This is a genomic window from Bradyrhizobium quebecense, assembly GCF_013373795.3.
GTDB lineage: Bacteria > Pseudomonadota > Alphaproteobacteria > Rhizobiales > Xanthobacteraceae > Bradyrhizobium > Bradyrhizobium quebecense.
In genome coordinates this window covers 997,666-1,012,366 of sequence record NZ_CP088022.1, presented here as the reverse complement: position 1 = coordinate 1,012,366, position 14,701 = coordinate 997,666, and the positions used below count along the sequence as shown (strand labels likewise).

Genomic DNA, 14,701 nt, shown 5'->3' with positions numbered 1-14,701 from the left:
GTTGTGTCACAATTCATGGTGCGCCGCAACATCAATGTTGCAGCGCGATATCACGAACCTGTGAACAGCATAAAGATCCGGCAGATTGCCTAAGGAACCAGCGATTTACGGTTTCTAATTACCGCCAACTGCCTCGGACACCCCGTATGCCTCCATCTGCGCCCGGACTTGAGCCACGTTGTGCCCGAGCACGACGATGTCGTGGGTCTTGCCCTCGACGTCGCGGACATGGTCGCGCAGCAGGGCCTCCGCCTTAAAGCCAAGGCTTTCGAACAGCGCGATCGCCGCCCGCTGGTCGACCGTCATCTGCACCGAGAACTTCTCCAGCCCGGCGCCGAGCGCGATGGCGAAGGTCTCCTGCGACAGCGCCCGGCCGACGCCCTGCCCACGCACGTCGAGCGACACCACCATCCGGATCTCGCCGACATGCGGCGACCAGGAGTGCGGATCGCGCACCAGGGTGCCGCAGCCGACCACCTTGCCGTCCTTGATCGCAAGCAGGCTCGTGATGTCGCCGCGCTCGATCTCGTTGATCCAGGCCGACAGCACCTTCGGCTGGCTGATGTTGCGCGGCAGGAACAGCAGATCATGCGTCGGCAGCTTCTGCGCGAAGGCCAGCACCGCGGCCTCGTCGGCCCGCTTCATCAGGCGAAACTCGATGTCGCCCGCCTCGGTCTTGACGTGGCGCGGATAGGAACGTTGTTCGGTCATGTCGATCTCTTGCTCAACCAGGAGTCCAGTTTCGGCCACAGCCGCTTGATTGCATTGGCGCCGGCGACCAGCGAGACGTGACCGCCTTTCAGCATCACCTCCTCCTTGTCCTCGGAGCCGATCTTGGTGATCAGGTGCTTTGCCGCATCATAGGGCACGATGTGGTCGTGCTCGGCGACCGCATGCAGGATCGGCACCTTGATGTCGGCGAGTTTGGCCGCGCGGCCGCCGACCGTCATGGTGTCGTTGTAGAGCTTGTTGTCCCACATCAGGTCCTTGGTGATGGCGCGGAAGTATTCGCCCGCCAGCGGCAGCGTGTCGGTCGCCCAGCGGTCGAACATCCGGTACGACTTGACGAACTCGTCGTTCCAGATGTTGTCCCAGAGCTGGATCTGGCCGACGACGCGCGCGGCCGGCCGCAGCATGTCGAACGATTGCAGGATCAGTTCGGGCGGCATGTTGCCGGTGCTGTCGATCAGGCGGTCGACGTCGAAGTAGCGGCGGTCGGCGAAATTCGAGAACAGCTTCATCTCACGGAAATCGATCGGCGTGGTGAAGCAGATCAGGTTCTTCATCGGCCCGTCGTTGAAGATCGAGCCATAGAGCAGCGACAATACGCCGCCGAAGCAATAGCCGATCACGGAGACTTCCTTTTCACCGGAGTCCTGCTGCACTCGGCGGATCGATTCCGGAATGAAGTCGAGGACGTAGTCCTCCATGCGCAGCGATTTCTCCTCGGGCTTCGGCGCGGTCCAGTCCAGCATGTAGACGTCGAAGCCGCGCTTCAGCAGGAACTCGATGAAGCTCTGCCCCGGCACCAGGTCGAGGATGTAGCCGCGGTTGGTGGTCGCCATCACGATCAGGACCGGCACGCGATAGACCTCACTGGCCTGCGGCCGGTAATGATAGAGGTTCATGGTGCCGCGCGAATACAGCACGTCCTTCGGCGTCGAGCCGAGCTCGGGGCCGGAGCTGGAGAAATACTCGACGCCCTTGATGCTGCGCTGGATCGCACGCTGCACCTCGGACTGTACCCGTTCGGAGATCGAGGCGAAATCAAACCCGGTGGGAGCATTCATTTGCTGTCTCCCTCGGATGGCGGGCGCTTGGTGCGCGGCGGCCGTGGCGTTGCGCCGTAGCCGTCGTCCGGCGCCAGCGAATTGTGGTGCACCTGCTGCAGCAGCGTCTTGATCTCGTTGAGCTGGGTCTCCATCGACTGCAGGCGCTCGGCCATGCCGACGAGCTGGGCGCGACTCGGCAGGTTCATCGCCAGCAGATATTTCTCCATCATCTCGCCGAGCTGCTTCTGCGCGCCCGCCGCGGCGCTGCCGGCCTGATTCATCACCTTGGAGAATTCAGGCGAGCTCATCAACTGGTTGCCGAAGGAGTTGAACCCCTTCTCCATCTCGCCAATCATCGTCTGCCAGATCACGGCAGGGTCGTTGCCCTTGTCGGCCATGAGGCCCTCCTCCACGTCAATTCCGAGCGCTTGTCGCGCTTCCGTTTGTTTGTGCCATACGACACTGTTGCCGCTGATCGGTCAACAGTGCGGCGCGCCCGGCGACGTTGACGCTCTTCTGCGCTGCGTCAATCCGTGGCAGCATGCAGGTTCCTGACCGCGAATCCAGGAGAGGACGCCCGTGACCACGCTCGCCCATCAGTTGCCGCAACTAACCCGCGCCAACGGCATAGACATCTGCTACGAGATTTTTGGCGATGCGAATGCGGAGCCGCTGCTTTTGATCATGGGCCTCGGCGCCCAGATGATCCATTGGGACGACGAATTCTGTCGCCAGCTTGCTGCGCGCGGTTTTCGCGTGATCCGGTTCGACAACAGAGATATCGGCAAGTCCTCCCGCATGAGCGGCGGCAAGCGGCTGACCGCACTTGAACTGCTGAAGCTGCGCTTCCTGAAGGTTCCGGTCGCGGCGCCCTACCGGCTGGCCGACATGGCGCGGGACACGATCGGATTGATGGATGCGCTCGGCATCCGCACCGCGCACCTTGTCGGCGCCTCGATGGGCGGCATGATCGCGCAGGAGGTTGCGATCACCTTCCCCGAGCGCGTGCGCTCGCTGACCTCGATCATGTCGACCACAGGCAATCCAAAGGTGCCGGGACCGACCCGCGAGGCGACCGCGGTGCTGATGGCGCCGCCGCCGAAGAGCAAGGAGGAGTACTACGTGCGTTTCGGCCAGACCTGGAAGGTGCTGCGCAACGGCTCGTTCCCTGAGGATGAGGCACTGGACCCGGAACGTGCGCGGCGCACCTTTGAGCGCGGCCTCAATCCGGAAGGCGTCGGCCGCCAGCTCCGCGCCATCCTCGCCTCCGGCAGCCGCAAGGAGCGCCTGCGCAGCGTCAAGGCACCGACGCTGGTGATCCACGGCACCGTCGATCCGCTGGTGCATCCCGAAGGCGGCAAGGACACCGCGGTCTCGATCCCTGGCGCAAAGCTCGTGATGATCGAAGGCATGGGCCATGCGCTGCCGATCCCGATGTGGCCGCAGATCATCGACGCCATAGACAAGCACGCACATGGGGCCGCGGTGAAGGCGGCGTGAGGCTAGAGCGTTTTCGAGCGAAGTGGATACCGGTTCGCGTCAAGAAAACGCGTCAAAACAAGAATCCAGAGTCCCGTTCCGGTTCAATCGGAACGGGGCTCTAGTATCTCCCGGTAACCATGTGAGCCAGGGGTGCGTTCTTCCGGGCACCCCTTGGACGCTGTAGAGAGCGCAATGCACCGCGCGGGTCGCGCACCATCAGCCTCGGGAGTCCCCAGATGAAGACCATCCTCCGGCCGCGGACAGCCGTCGCCGCTCTCTTGCTCGCGCTTGCGTCTTCCACCGCGATGGCCGCCACCAGCGACGCGCAGCAGGAAGCCAACCGCAAGGTGGTGCTGGCCTTCTACGAGAAGGGGCTGAACCAGAAGGACGCCGACGCGGCGCTCGCCTATGTCGGCAACCGCTATGTGCAGCACAATCCCGGCGCGGCCGACGGTCCCGAAGGCTTCCGCAAGTTCATCGGCTTCCTGCGCGAGAAGTTTCCGAACTCGCACAGCGAGATCAAGCGTTCGTTCGTCGACGGCGACTACGTGATCTTGCACGTCCACGCCGTACGCGAGCCCGGCACCCGCGGCAATGCGATCGTAGACATCTTCAAGCTCGAGGACGGCAAGATCGTCGAGCATTGGGATGTGGTGCAGCCCGTTCCGGAGAATCCTGCGAATAACAACACGATGTTCTGAGCCTCTTCGTCATGGCCGGGCACAGCCGCCCGAAGGACGGCGCCGCTTCCGCTCGCCTATCTCCCCGGCCATGACGGTATTGGGCTTGGCTATCGGCTGCGGCCGAGCCAGCGTTGGGTCGGAAACAGTTGCACGTGCCAGCGCCGCGCTGCCGCGCCCCACACGCCCCTTGGCATGAACAGCATGATCAGGATGGCGAGCGTGCCGAGCACGACCAGATACAGGCTGCCATACTGGGCGAGCCAGGTGACCAGCCCCCACAGCAGGAGCACGCCGACCATCGGGCCTTCGATGGTCCGCACGCCGCCGATCACGACGATGAAGATCACATAGGCGGTCCAGTCGGTGACGCTGAAGGCGGCGTCCGGCGAGATGCGTGCCTTCTGCAGATAGACCACCGCGCCGACCATGCCGGTGGCGAAGGCGACCGCGATCCACAGCACATGGCGAATCCGCGCGGTGCGGACGCCGACGCTGCGCGCGGCCGCTGCGTTGTCGCGGCTTGCCGCCAGCGCGAGGCCATGGCGCGAGCGGATGAAGGCGTAGATGCCGAGCGTGACCAGCACGGCGAGCAGCAGCGCCAGCCAGTAGACCAGCACGTCGCGCGCGGCCGCCGGCCGCAATCCGAGCAGCGCCTGCACCGCCTTCAGCCCGACCATTTGCGACAGTTCGCTCGGCGAGATCGACATCCCGGTGCCGCCGCCGAGCGACTTGAACTGGGCGCAGATCAGCCGCAGCGCTTCAGCGGCCACCCAGCTGCCGATCGCGAAATACGGTCCCTCCAGCCGGAACAGCAACGGGCCGAGCACCGCCGCGATCAGCGCCGCGAACAGCCCGGCCAGCGGGATCGCCGCAACGGGGTCGAGCCCGGCCAGCACGATGCCGCCAAACAGCGCATAGGCGCCGAGCCCGACAAACGCCTGCTGCCCGACCGACACCAGCCCGCCCCACCCGGCCAGCACGTTCCAGAGCTGCGCCAGCGTCAGCATGGTGAAGACGAAGATCAAATCCTGGATCAAATTGCGCGACGCGATCGCGGGCAACGCGGCAAGCACCACGACCAGCGCGATGCCGGCCACCGCGGCAGCGCGCGACAACCGCGTGCCGATCCGAATTTGCCACACCGGCAGATCCGCCGGGCGTTGCTCCCGGCTTGCCGGGACATGGATGCTTTCGACGCTCATGTCCGCCTCGCCGGAAACAGACCGCGCGGCCGCACCATCAGCACGGCAAGGAAGGTGAGATGGCCGGCCAGGATCTGCCATTCCGGATTGATCCGCCCCCCGATCGCCTGCGCCAGCCCAAGCACGATGCCGCCCGCCAGCGTTCCCCACAGACTGCCGAGACCGCCGATGATCACGGCCTCGAACGCATAGAGCAGCCGCGCCGGGCCGATCGACGGATCGAAGCTGGCGCGGATGCCGAACACGACAGCGGCAATCACCGACACCGCGAGCGACAGCCCGACCGCAATGGCGTAGACATTGCGCTCATTGACTCCCATCAATTGCGCGATCGCGGGATTGTCGGCGGTGGCGCGGAAGGCGCGGCCGAGCGAGGTGCGGTAGAAAATGAGCTGCAGCAGCGCGACGGCGGCGATCGCCGTCACCAGCGCCGTGAGCGGCGCCAGTCCGACGCTCAAGCCCGGGGCCAGCGTCACCGACGAGGATTCGAACGCGCCCGCCTGCAGCCGCCGGCTGTCCGCGCCGTAGCCCAGCAGCAACCCGTTCTGGATCACGATCGACAGGCCGAAGGTGACCAGCAGCGGCGGCAGAATGTCGTCGCCGAGCACCCGCTCCAGCACCAGCCGCTGCAGCACGAAGCCGAGCACGAACATCGTCACGACGACCAAGAGGGCTGCGGCCGCAAACGGCAGGCCGAGCGCCGTGGTCGCGCTGAGCACCAGATAGGCCGCGAGCAGGATCAGGTCGCCATGCGCCAGATTGACGAGCCGCATGATGCCGAAGATCAGCGACAGGCCGAGCGCGAACAGCGCATAGACGCCGCCGAGCAGCACGCCCTCGATGATGGTATCGAACCCGCTCATGGCTCCCTCATGCTCCGAAATAGGCCGCGCGGATCGTGTCCTGATCCACATCCTTCGGCCGCCCGCTCAGCGTGACGCGACCTTCCTGCAGGCAATAGAAGCGATCGGCGGCCCGCAGCGCGCGGGCGATGTCCTGTTCGACCAGCACGACCGCGGTGCCGCCCGAACGGATCTGCGGCAGCATGCGGTAGATGTCTTCCACCACGATCGGCGCGAGGCCGAGGCTGATCTCGTCGCACAGCAGGACCTGTGGGTTCGACATCAGCGCGCGGCCGATCGCCACCATCTGCTGCTGGCCGCCCGACAACGCCGTGACGGCGCCGCGCCGCCGCTCCTTCAGCACCGGGAACATCCGGTAGACCGCCGCGAGATCCCACGGCGCGCTGCGTTCGCCGCCATAGGCGCCGATCAGCAAATTCTCCTCGACGCTGAGCGAGGGAAACAGCTGACGGCCCTCGGGGACCAGCGCAAGGCCGAGCCGCACGATGCGGGCGGCGGACGCATCGCCGATCGCCCGACCGCCGAGGCGGATGGCATCGGACCGGTTCTTCACGAGCCCGGCCAGCGACTTCAACATGGTCGATTTGCCGGCGCCGTTGGCGCCGATCACCGCGACCGCCTCGCCTTCGCTCAGCTCGAAGTCGATGCCGAACAGCGCCTGGAAGTCGCCGTAGAACGCATCGAGCGCCGTGACATTGAGCAGCGCAGTCATGCCGGCACTCCCATGTAAATGGTCTCGACCTCGCGCGAGCGCATCACCTCGACCGGCACGCCTTGCGCGACCACCTTGCCGAAGTTCAGCACCACCAACCGCTGCACCACCGCGAGCAGCGCGTGCACCACATGCTCGATCCAGATGATGCCGACGCCTTCGGCGTGGATGGTGCGGATGGTCTCGACCAGTTCGTGACATTCGGCATCGGTGAGACCGCCTGCGATCTCGTCGAGCAGCAGCGTGCGCGGCTTGGTGGCGAGCGCCCGCGCCAGCTCCAGCCGCTTGCGATCGAGCAGCGGCAGGCTGCCCGCAAGCCGGTTGGCCTTGGCTTCGAGGCCGGTCAGATCAAGCATGCGGCCGCAATGCTGGACCGCATCGGCCTCCGAGAGCCCGCCACCGAACAAGGCCGCGACCGCAAGGTTCTCGAACACCGAGAGATGATCGAACGGCTGCGGGATCTGGAACGAACGCCCGATGCCGGCGCGGCAGCGTGCTTCGGGAGCGAGAGCCGTGATGTCGACGCCATCGAGGACGACGCGGCCGGCATCCGGCCGCAGCAGCCCGGTGATCAGGTTAAACAGCGTCGATTTGCCGGCACCGTTCGGCCCGATCACGCCCAGCGCCTCGCCGGACACGAGCGTCAGGTCGATCGCGTCGGCAACGACGATGGCGCCGAACCTTTTCGAGATGGCATGAAGTTCGAGCATGGTCGCCCACTGGATGATTGCGGCGGAAAGAAGATGCGTGGCAATGCCACGCATCTGCTGCCTTCGATTCTTGCTTTCGATTCTTGCCTGCGATGAAGCGCCGACTTGCGCTAGCTCAACGCCTGCATGTCGCCGCCGAGCGGGATCTGCGGCGCCAGCTTGTTGTCCGTGATCACCATGTCGTACTTGTCGCCATTGAGCCGCCACTGGCCGCCGACCAGCGGTGTCTTGGCGATGTTCTTCGCAGCGAATGGCGGCACCGCGCTGGAGCCGAACGCGACCTGGCCCACGATCGTATCGAGCTTGGTGGCGCCGATCGCTTTCGCGAGCGCCGCGCCATCGCCCGGATCGCCGGAGCGCTTGATCGCGTCGATCGCGACCTCGAACAGCGAATGCACGAAGCCGATCGGCTGGGTCCACTGCTTGCCGGAGGCCTGCTCATATCCCTTGGCGAGATCGGCCGCGCTGACGCCGCTGAGGCTCGACTTGTAGGGATGCGTCGGCGTCCACCAGACCTCGGTCGAGATGTTGTTGCCGCCCTTGCCGAGCGCCTGCACCGACGCCGGGAACAGCAACGCCTTGGCGACCGACACGACCTTCGGCTTCAACCCCTTCTGGCGCGCCTGATTCCAGAACGTGGTGAAGTCGGGCGGGATGATCACGCCCGTGATGATCTCGGCATCGGCGCCACGGAAGGCGGCAATCTGCGAGCTGAAATCATCGGTGAGATTCTGGAAGCGGCCGGGATCGGTCAGCTTGAAGCCCTGCTTGGCCATGACAGGCGGGAAGCCGATCGTGGTGTCGCCCCAGGCATTGCCGTCGGCATCGTTCGGAAACAGCGCGCCGACCGATTTGTTGGTCGCGACCTGGCTCCACATGCTGGTGAAGACGCCGATCACGTCCTCGAGGCCCCAGAAATAATGGAAGGTGTAGTCGAACGGCTTCCAGCTCTTGGGGTCGCCGGGATTGGCCTGGCGGCCGATGAAATTGGTCTGCCACGGTGCGACGGTGGAAATGCATGGCACCTGTTCGAGCTCGCACTGCGTCGCCACCGGATTGTTGGTCTCCGGCGTCGCGCCGACCACGATCAGGCTGACATTGTCGCGGATGATCAGTTCCTTGGCGACTTCGGCGGCGCGGTTCGGATTCGATTGGCTGTCCTTGGTCACCACCTCGACCGGATAGGTCTGCGATCCGACCTTGACGCCATCCTTGATGAATTTCCTGAATTCGCCGAGCACGAAATCGTCGGCTTCGGCGAACGCCGCGAGCGGCCCGCTCTTCGGCGAGACATAGCCGATCTTGATCGGCTTGTTGGCGGCTCGGATGGCCGGAGAGAACAACGTGGTCGCGCCTGCGGCGGCGAAACCGCCGGCGATGCTTTGCAGCACGCGGCGGCGATCGAAAGACAATGCGTTCAAGTGGTCGTTGGCGTTCAAATGTTCCTTGGTCATTTTCCCCTCCCTTGAGGCAAGCCGGTTTTCAAGCCGGCTGCCGTTCATTCCGTTCTGAAAATTGCCAGCGCCGCGCCGCATCACGCGGCGGCGACGGACTTCGTTTGCGCCTTCGCGCCGCGGCCGAGGATCTGACCGAACACGTCGAGCAGCACATCGGAGGCATTCCCCGCCGCCTCCCTGGCGCGCCAGGCGACATACATGTCGGGACGCACCAGCACGCAGCCGTCCTCATCGACCTCGCTCTGGCGATACCAGTCGGCATAGATGTCGAGGGCATCGCAGCCTTGCGGGCCGATCGTCACCACATCGAGCGGCAGGCCGTAGGCCTTCTCGACCGCGGCAGCGGCCGCCTTCCAACCGTCGCCGCCGATCCCGGTGAGCAGCGTGAAGCGGCCCTTGCCGGTGAGATCGAGCGTCGACTTCCGCTCGCCCTGATGCTCGACCCAGACATGCGGCAGGTGCGCGCCGGGCCAGGTGGTGGCCTGATAATACAGCTCGTGATCGCGACTGAAGGCCGGCATCGGCGTGCCATCGGACACCACGGCGGTCGACCCGTAGCGTTGGTTCATCTCGACGCCGTGGCAGTTGAACTCGTAGCTCTTGTTGGCGATCGCCTCGTAGAGCTTCTTGCGGCGCGCCTTGCCCTCGGCGGTCGGCGCCTTGCGCGCCGCGATCGCCTTGCGCGCCTCAACCGGATCGGTCGAGGCGACGAGGCCCACCGCCTCGAAGATCGGCGGGAAGTCGCCGATGCTCTTGTTGGCGCGGGTCACGATCTGCTTGCCGACCGGCTGGCGCTCGGCCGAATATGTTTCCAGCAGCGACGGCGCCGCGTGACCCTCGAGCACCAGTTTCAGCTTCCAGCACAGATTGAACGAATCCTGGATCGAGGTGTTGGAGCCGAGGCCGTTGGTCGGCGGATGGCGATGCACGGCGTCGCCGACGCAGAACACGCGGCCGGACGAATAGTGGCCGGCATACATCTCGTTCACGGTCCAGGTCGAGGTGGAGCGCACCTTGACCTCGAGGGTCTCGTCGCCGACGAGATTGCGCACGATCGAGATCGCCTCGTCATTAGAGAGCTTGCGCTCGCCCTGCTCGATATCGTAGCCCCAGATGATCAGCCACTCATTCCATGGCCGCACCATTCGGATCAGGCCGGCACCGATGCCGCCGATCTCGGCACCGGGCTGCAGCACCCAGTACAGCACGCTCGGCCGATGCGCGACGTACTTGCTCAAGTCGGCCTGCACGATGATGTTCATGCTGCCGGCGCGGCCCATCTGGCCCTCCATCGGCAGCCCGATCACTTCGGCGACCCGGCTGCGGCCGCCATCGGCGCCGATCAGATATTTAGCGCGGATCTGATAGGTCTCACCGGACAGGCGATCCTTCACGGTCGCCGTGACGCCGTCGGCATCCTGCACCAGGTCGACGAACTCGGTGTTGAAGCACAGCGAGGTGCCGCGCTGGCCGGCGGCCTCGATCAGGATCGGCTCGAGGAAATTCTGCGGCAGGTCGCAGATGCGCGCGGGACTGGCGAGATCGTAATCAGCCTTGCGCGAGGGATGGTTGCCCCAGGAATACAGCCGGCCGAATTCCTCGCCGGCGAGGCTCTCGCAGAACACGTTGTTGGCCATCAGATGCTGCGGCACGGCCTGCGCGACGGCCTTCTCCTCGAGGCCGAGATCGCGCAGCACCTCCATCGCGCGCTGGTTGGTGATGTGGGCGCGCGGCGTGTCCGCCAGCCAGCCATATTTCGTCACCAGGATATGCTTGACGCCATACATGCCGAGCAGCGCCGCCGCCGTCGCGCCGGCCGGGCCGCTGCCGACGACAAGGACGTCGGTCTCGATCGGTTTGCTGGTCATGGTCCTCTCCTTGGTCGTCTTGTTGGTTGCGATCGTCATTCCGCGGCCATCATCGGCTTCGGCACCAGGCCCGCGCCTGGCTTCATCTGGAAGTCGTAAGTCATCAGATGCCATCGGCCGGAGACCCGCTCGCCGTTGGGCAGCGCCGGCTCGCTGCGCGGCTCGACGCGCGCAATGAGCTCGTCCTTGACGCCGAACACCACGTCGCTGCGCAGATATTCGTCGCCATCGAGGAAGACGTGGGTGATCAGCGGCTCATAGCCCTCAGCCTTGACCAGGAAATGCACATGCGCCGGCCGCATCGGATGGCGTTGCGTGGCGGTGATGAGATCGCCGACCGGGCCATCGGTCGGGATCGGATAGCTGCACGGCAGGATGGTGCGGAAGGAGAAGCGGCCGTCGGCATCGGTGACGAAGCGCGCGCGCAGCGACGGGCCATGAGCCGCATAGTCCGCCTTCTGCGAATCGTAGAAGCCGTCATCGTCGGCGTGCCAGACATCGATCTCGGCACCGGCGAGCGGCTTGCCGGCAAGGTCGGTGACGCGGCTCTGCACGAACATCACTTCACCGTCGATGCCCTCCGAGATGCTGGCGCCGTGCGGTGTGACGCGGTGCTCGCCGACATAGAACGGGCCAAGCACCGTGGTCTCGGTCGCGCCCTCGCGCTCCCGGTGATTGACCGCATCGACCAGCATCGAGACGCCGAGCACGTCGGAGAGCAGGATGAACTCCTGGCGCAGCGGCGTGCAGGTCTGGCCGGTACGGGTCAGGAATTCGATCGCCCGATTCCATTCCTCGAAGGTGAGCTCGGTGCGGCGCACCAGATCGTGCAGCGACTTGACCGTCTCCTCGATGATGAACTTCAGCCGCTTGTTCGGCGTGTTGGCGAAGCTGCTGATCACCTCGTCGGTGAGGTCATGCTCGTTGAAATTGGCCATCGTGTTGTCCTTTGATCTTGAGATGTCAGTGCTGCACGGGCGCATCGCCGCGCCAGGCTGCCGCGATCAGGTCCTGGATCGCGACGCGCTCGACAGGTCTTGGATTGGCATAGGGGTTGCGCACCGCCATCTCGGCAGCGCGCGCGATGCCGTCCTCGGGCATTCCGATGTCGGCCAGTCGGCGCGGCAGCGCGAGCCGGCACGCGAGGTCGAACAGCGCTCGCGGCGCATCCGTCGTACCCAACGCGCGCGCAATCCGGCTCATCGCCTCCGGCGCCGCGGCGGCGTTGTAGGCAGCCGCATGGGGCAGCACGATTGCGTGGGTTTCGGCATGCGGCAGGTTGAACATGCCGCCCAGCACGTGGCAGAGCTTGTGGTGCAGCGACATCCCGACGGCACCGAGGCAGACGCCGCATAGCCACGCGCCATAGAGCGCGTCGCGGCGGGCGCCGGGATCGGCAGGCGCCCTCATGATGCGCGGCAATGCGCGGGCGAGCGCGGCGATGCCGTCCTCCGCCATCAGCGAGGTCAGCGGGTTGGCATCAGGCGCATAAAGCGCCTCGACGGCATGCGCGATTGCGTTCAAGCCGCTGGCGGCGGAGATGTGCGGCGGCAGGCTGACGGTGAGATCGACGTCGTAGATGACGGTGTCCGGCACCAGATCCTGGGAATGCTGCGTGGTCTTGATGCCGTTGCTGGTCTCGCCGAGGATCGGCGTCATCTCCGAACCGGCATAAGTGGTCGGCATCGCGATGTGCGGCAACCCGGTGCGCAGCGACAGCGCCTTGCCGAGCCCGACCGTCGAGCCGCCGCCGATCGCCACCAGCCCATCGATGTCGCGGGACTCCACCATGCGAAGCGCTTCATTGGTGACCTCGACCGGCGTATGCATGCGTGCGCCTGCAAAAAGTCCGGCGAGCCTGTCGCCGAGGCCTGCGCCGAGCCGGCGCCCGAGGTCCCGCTGCTCGCTCGTGGTCAGCACCAGCGCCCGCTTGATGCCAAGCCGCTCGCTCTCCTCGCCAAGCCGCGCCGAGGTGCCGGTGCCGAACACCACGCGATATTGCTGCGAGCAATAGGCAAAGGTGCCCTGGCCGGCATCACCGGCCGCCGCAACGGACGCAATGGATGCGCCTCCGGCATCCGGCATCGCGACACTCATGGCATTTCTCCCAAGCCGGCGAACCGGCAATCTCGTCTTGTTGGGAGAAAGCTAGCGGCGATCGGCTACGGCGCGCCTGCACGAAACCGGAGAAAATCTGCACGAAACCGGAAAAATCATCCGTAGGCTTGGCGCTAGCGCCCCCGCCCGTCCGAGCCGCCCGCTAATGGCTGCGCCGGTATCGCCCCGGCGTCACGCCGGTGAAGCGGCGGAACATGCGGGTGAAGTGCTCCTGATGGGAGAAGCCGCAGGCCAGCGCGATATCGGCGAGGCTCTGCGTCTCGTCGGCGAGCAGCGCCCTGGCGCGCTCGATGCGCAGATTGAGCACGTATTGGTAGGGCGAGACGCCGCTGGTCGCCTTGAACAGGCGCACGAAATATTCGGTGCTGCGGCCGCACAGCTCCGCCAGTTGGTCGAGCCGGATATCGCTATCGAGATTGGCGTCGACGAATTCGCGGATGCGCGCCATCTGCCTGACGCTCAGCAGGTTCGGATGCTTGCCGGCCTCCACGCTCGGCTTGTGGAAATTGATCGCGACGAAGCGGTTGGCGATCGCCTGCGCGATCGGATCGACGAACAGCGACGAAGCCGGCAGGCCGCCGGTGATGGTGTCGCCGATCGCCGCGGCGAGATGCTCCAGCACCGCATCCTGATCGCCGAGCATCGGCGAGAGCCCACCGATCAGGCTCGCCGCCCCGTCCCGGCCCGCGAACAGATCGGAGCGCAGATAGATGTGGGTGGATTCCAGCGCCTCGCGCAGCACCACGTTGCAGGCGTGCCCGGCCGGCAGGAAGAACACCCCTCCGCGCGGGATCTGCCGGGCAACCGACTTGCCGTCCATCACATAGGTGATGTCGACCGGGCCACCCCGGTGCAACACCATCAGATTGTCGGAGAGCGCGTGGAAGTGCCCGTCAAACGGCCGCTCACGCTGGACCGAGGCATACGCGGACGACCAGCCGAGCCCTTCGCTCGAGCCGCGGAATTCGGCCTGGAAACGGTCCAGGATCCCGTGCGTCTCCTGCACCCCAAAATTCGACGTCGCCTGCATCCGACAGACCAAGGGCTCGAGGCTTCGGTGCCGCGAGTGAAACCCAACGGCCCTCGATTTTCAACACAATCGAACCGAACGGCGCTTCTGGAGGTCCTGCTGCGTCGCAATAGCGGCGCCTGCTACTCCTTGACCGCGATCCAGATCACGTGGCGCACGCCGCGGCCTTGGCCGGTGGCGCGGACGGCGACTTCGTTGACGGCGAACCCGGCGCGGGACAGCGATTTCGGGAACTTGGCGTTCGGACCGGACGACCAGACGGCGAGCACGCCGCCGCGCTGCAGCGCCGTGTGGGCGATCTTGAGTCCTGAGATGTCATACAGCGCGTCATTGGCCTTGCGGGTCAGGCCTTCCGGGCCGTTATCGACATCGAGGAGAATGGCATCGTAGGTGCGCGGATTGCGCTCGATCACATCGGCGACATCGACCTCCTGCACGCTCACGCGGGGATCGTTCAGGCTGTCGCCGAAGATCTCGGCCATCGGGCCCCTCGCCCAAGCGACTACTGCCGGCACCAGCTCGGCCACCACGATTTCCGCCTCGGGTCCAAGCACGGTGAGCGCCGCCCGCAGCGTGAAGCCCATGCCGAGGCCGCCGATGAGAAAACGCGGCCGTGCGACCTTCTCGATCTTCTTTGCGGCGAGCGTCGCCAGCGCGGCTTCCGAGCCCGACAGACGGCTGTTCATCAGCTCGTTAGTGCCGAGCATGATCGAGAACTCGCGGCCGCGCCGCATCAGGCGCAATTCACCTTCGGTGCCAGGAATGCGCGCGGTATCGATCTTTTCCCAGGGAATCATGCGGCGG

At 65.5% G+C, this 14,701-nt stretch carries 15 protein-coding genes; 2 read left to right on the top strand and 13 right to left on the bottom strand.

The window, feature by feature from the left end; genetic code table 11:
* Window positions 1–114: 114 nt before the first annotated feature.
* The 3 genes from HU230_RS04795 to HU230_RS04785 are packed head-to-tail and all read right to left on the bottom strand — an operon-like array spanning window position 115 to window position 2,170.
* Window positions 115–711, bottom strand: a complete 597-nt coding sequence (locus HU230_RS04795) for a GNAT family N-acetyltransferase (RefSeq protein WP_176532683.1) — start codon at window positions 709–711, stop codon at window positions 115–117.
* Window positions 708–1,790 carry a PHA/PHB synthase family protein gene (locus tag HU230_RS04790; RefSeq protein ID WP_176532684.1) on the bottom strand — a complete coding sequence of 361 codons (1,083 nt, stop codon included), beginning with the start codon at window positions 1,788–1,790 and terminating at the stop codon, window positions 708–710. Before HU230_RS04790 ends, HU230_RS04795 begins: the two co-directional genes overlap by 4 nt.
* The gene (locus HU230_RS04785; RefSeq protein WP_176532685.1) at window positions 1,787–2,170 is read right to left on the bottom strand and encodes a hypothetical protein; all 384 of its coding nucleotides are present in this window, start codon (window positions 2,168–2,170) and stop codon (window positions 1,787–1,789) included. The genes HU230_RS04790 and HU230_RS04785 overlap by 4 nt, the downstream gene beginning before the upstream one ends.
* Window positions 2,171–2,351: 181 nt before the next feature.
* On the opposite strand from HU230_RS04785, the gene HU230_RS04780 reads away from it, so the two are divergent.
* Together HU230_RS04780 and HU230_RS04775 are read left to right on the top strand one after the other, a co-directional pair.
* A complete protein-coding gene (locus HU230_RS04780; RefSeq protein ID WP_176532686.1) occupies window positions 2,352–3,272 on the top strand; it encodes an alpha/beta fold hydrolase in 921 nt (306 codons plus the stop codon).
* Between the two features lie 287 nt (window positions 3,273–3,559).
* Window positions 3,560–3,955 carry a nuclear transport factor 2 family protein gene (locus HU230_RS04775; RefSeq protein ID WP_420840928.1) on the top strand — a complete coding sequence of 132 codons (396 nt, stop codon included), beginning with the start codon at window positions 3,560–3,562 and terminating at the stop codon, window positions 3,953–3,955.
* A gap of 89 nt (window positions 3,956–4,044) precedes the next feature.
* Here the strand turns inward: HU230_RS04775 and HU230_RS04770 are convergent, their stop codons facing one another.
* From HU230_RS04770 to HU230_RS04725, 10 genes are all read right to left on the bottom strand, one after another.
* Window positions 4,045–5,139: a branched-chain amino acid ABC transporter permease gene (locus tag HU230_RS04770; protein WP_176532688.1), complete on the bottom strand. Its 1,095-nt coding sequence runs from the start codon at window positions 5,137–5,139 to the stop codon at window positions 4,045–4,047.
* A complete protein-coding gene (locus HU230_RS04765; protein ID WP_176532689.1) occupies window positions 5,136–6,002 on the bottom strand; it encodes a branched-chain amino acid ABC transporter permease in 867 nt (288 codons plus the stop codon). Before HU230_RS04765 ends, HU230_RS04770 begins: the two co-directional genes overlap by 4 nt.
* 7 nt (window positions 6,003–6,009) lie before the next feature.
* Entirely contained in the window at window positions 6,010–6,714 is a 705-nt protein-coding gene (locus HU230_RS04760) for an ABC transporter ATP-binding protein (protein ID WP_176532690.1), read from the bottom strand.
* Window positions 6,711–7,478, bottom strand: a complete 768-nt coding sequence (locus tag HU230_RS04755; RefSeq protein WP_224942995.1) for an ABC transporter ATP-binding protein — start codon at window positions 7,476–7,478, stop codon at window positions 6,711–6,713. Before HU230_RS04755 ends, HU230_RS04760 begins: the two co-directional genes overlap by 4 nt.
* A gap of 56 nt (window positions 7,479–7,534) precedes the next feature.
* Window positions 7,535–8,878, bottom strand: coding sequence for an ABC transporter substrate-binding protein (locus HU230_RS04750; RefSeq protein ID WP_176532691.1), 1,344 nt, complete (start codon window positions 8,876–8,878; stop codon window positions 7,535–7,537).
* 80 nt (window positions 8,879–8,958) lie between these two features.
* Entirely contained in the window at window positions 8,959–10,749 is a 1,791-nt protein-coding gene (locus HU230_RS04745; protein ID WP_176532692.1) for an FAD-dependent oxidoreductase, read from the bottom strand.
* 35 nt (window positions 10,750–10,784) lie between these two features.
* Window positions 10,785–11,687 carry an intradiol ring-cleavage dioxygenase gene (locus HU230_RS04740; protein ID WP_176532693.1) on the bottom strand — a complete coding sequence of 301 codons (903 nt, stop codon included), beginning with the start codon at window positions 11,685–11,687 and terminating at the stop codon, window positions 10,785–10,787.
* A 25-nt stretch (window positions 11,688–11,712) separates the two neighbouring features.
* Complete coding sequence (locus tag HU230_RS04735; RefSeq protein ID WP_176535143.1) at window positions 11,713–12,834, bottom strand: maleylacetate reductase; 1,122 nt, start codon at window positions 12,832–12,834, stop codon at window positions 11,713–11,715.
* A gap of 175 nt (window positions 12,835–13,009) precedes the next feature.
* Window positions 13,010–13,873, bottom strand: coding sequence for a helix-turn-helix domain-containing protein (locus tag HU230_RS04730; protein ID WP_176532694.1), 864 nt, complete (start codon window positions 13,871–13,873; stop codon window positions 13,010–13,012).
* A gap of 146 nt (window positions 13,874–14,019) precedes the next feature.
* Window positions 14,020–14,694 carry a polyamine aminopropyltransferase gene (locus HU230_RS04725; RefSeq protein WP_176532695.1) on the bottom strand — a complete coding sequence of 225 codons (675 nt, stop codon included), beginning with the start codon at window positions 14,692–14,694 and terminating at the stop codon, window positions 14,020–14,022.
* Between the last annotated feature and the right edge of the window lie 7 nt (window positions 14,695–14,701).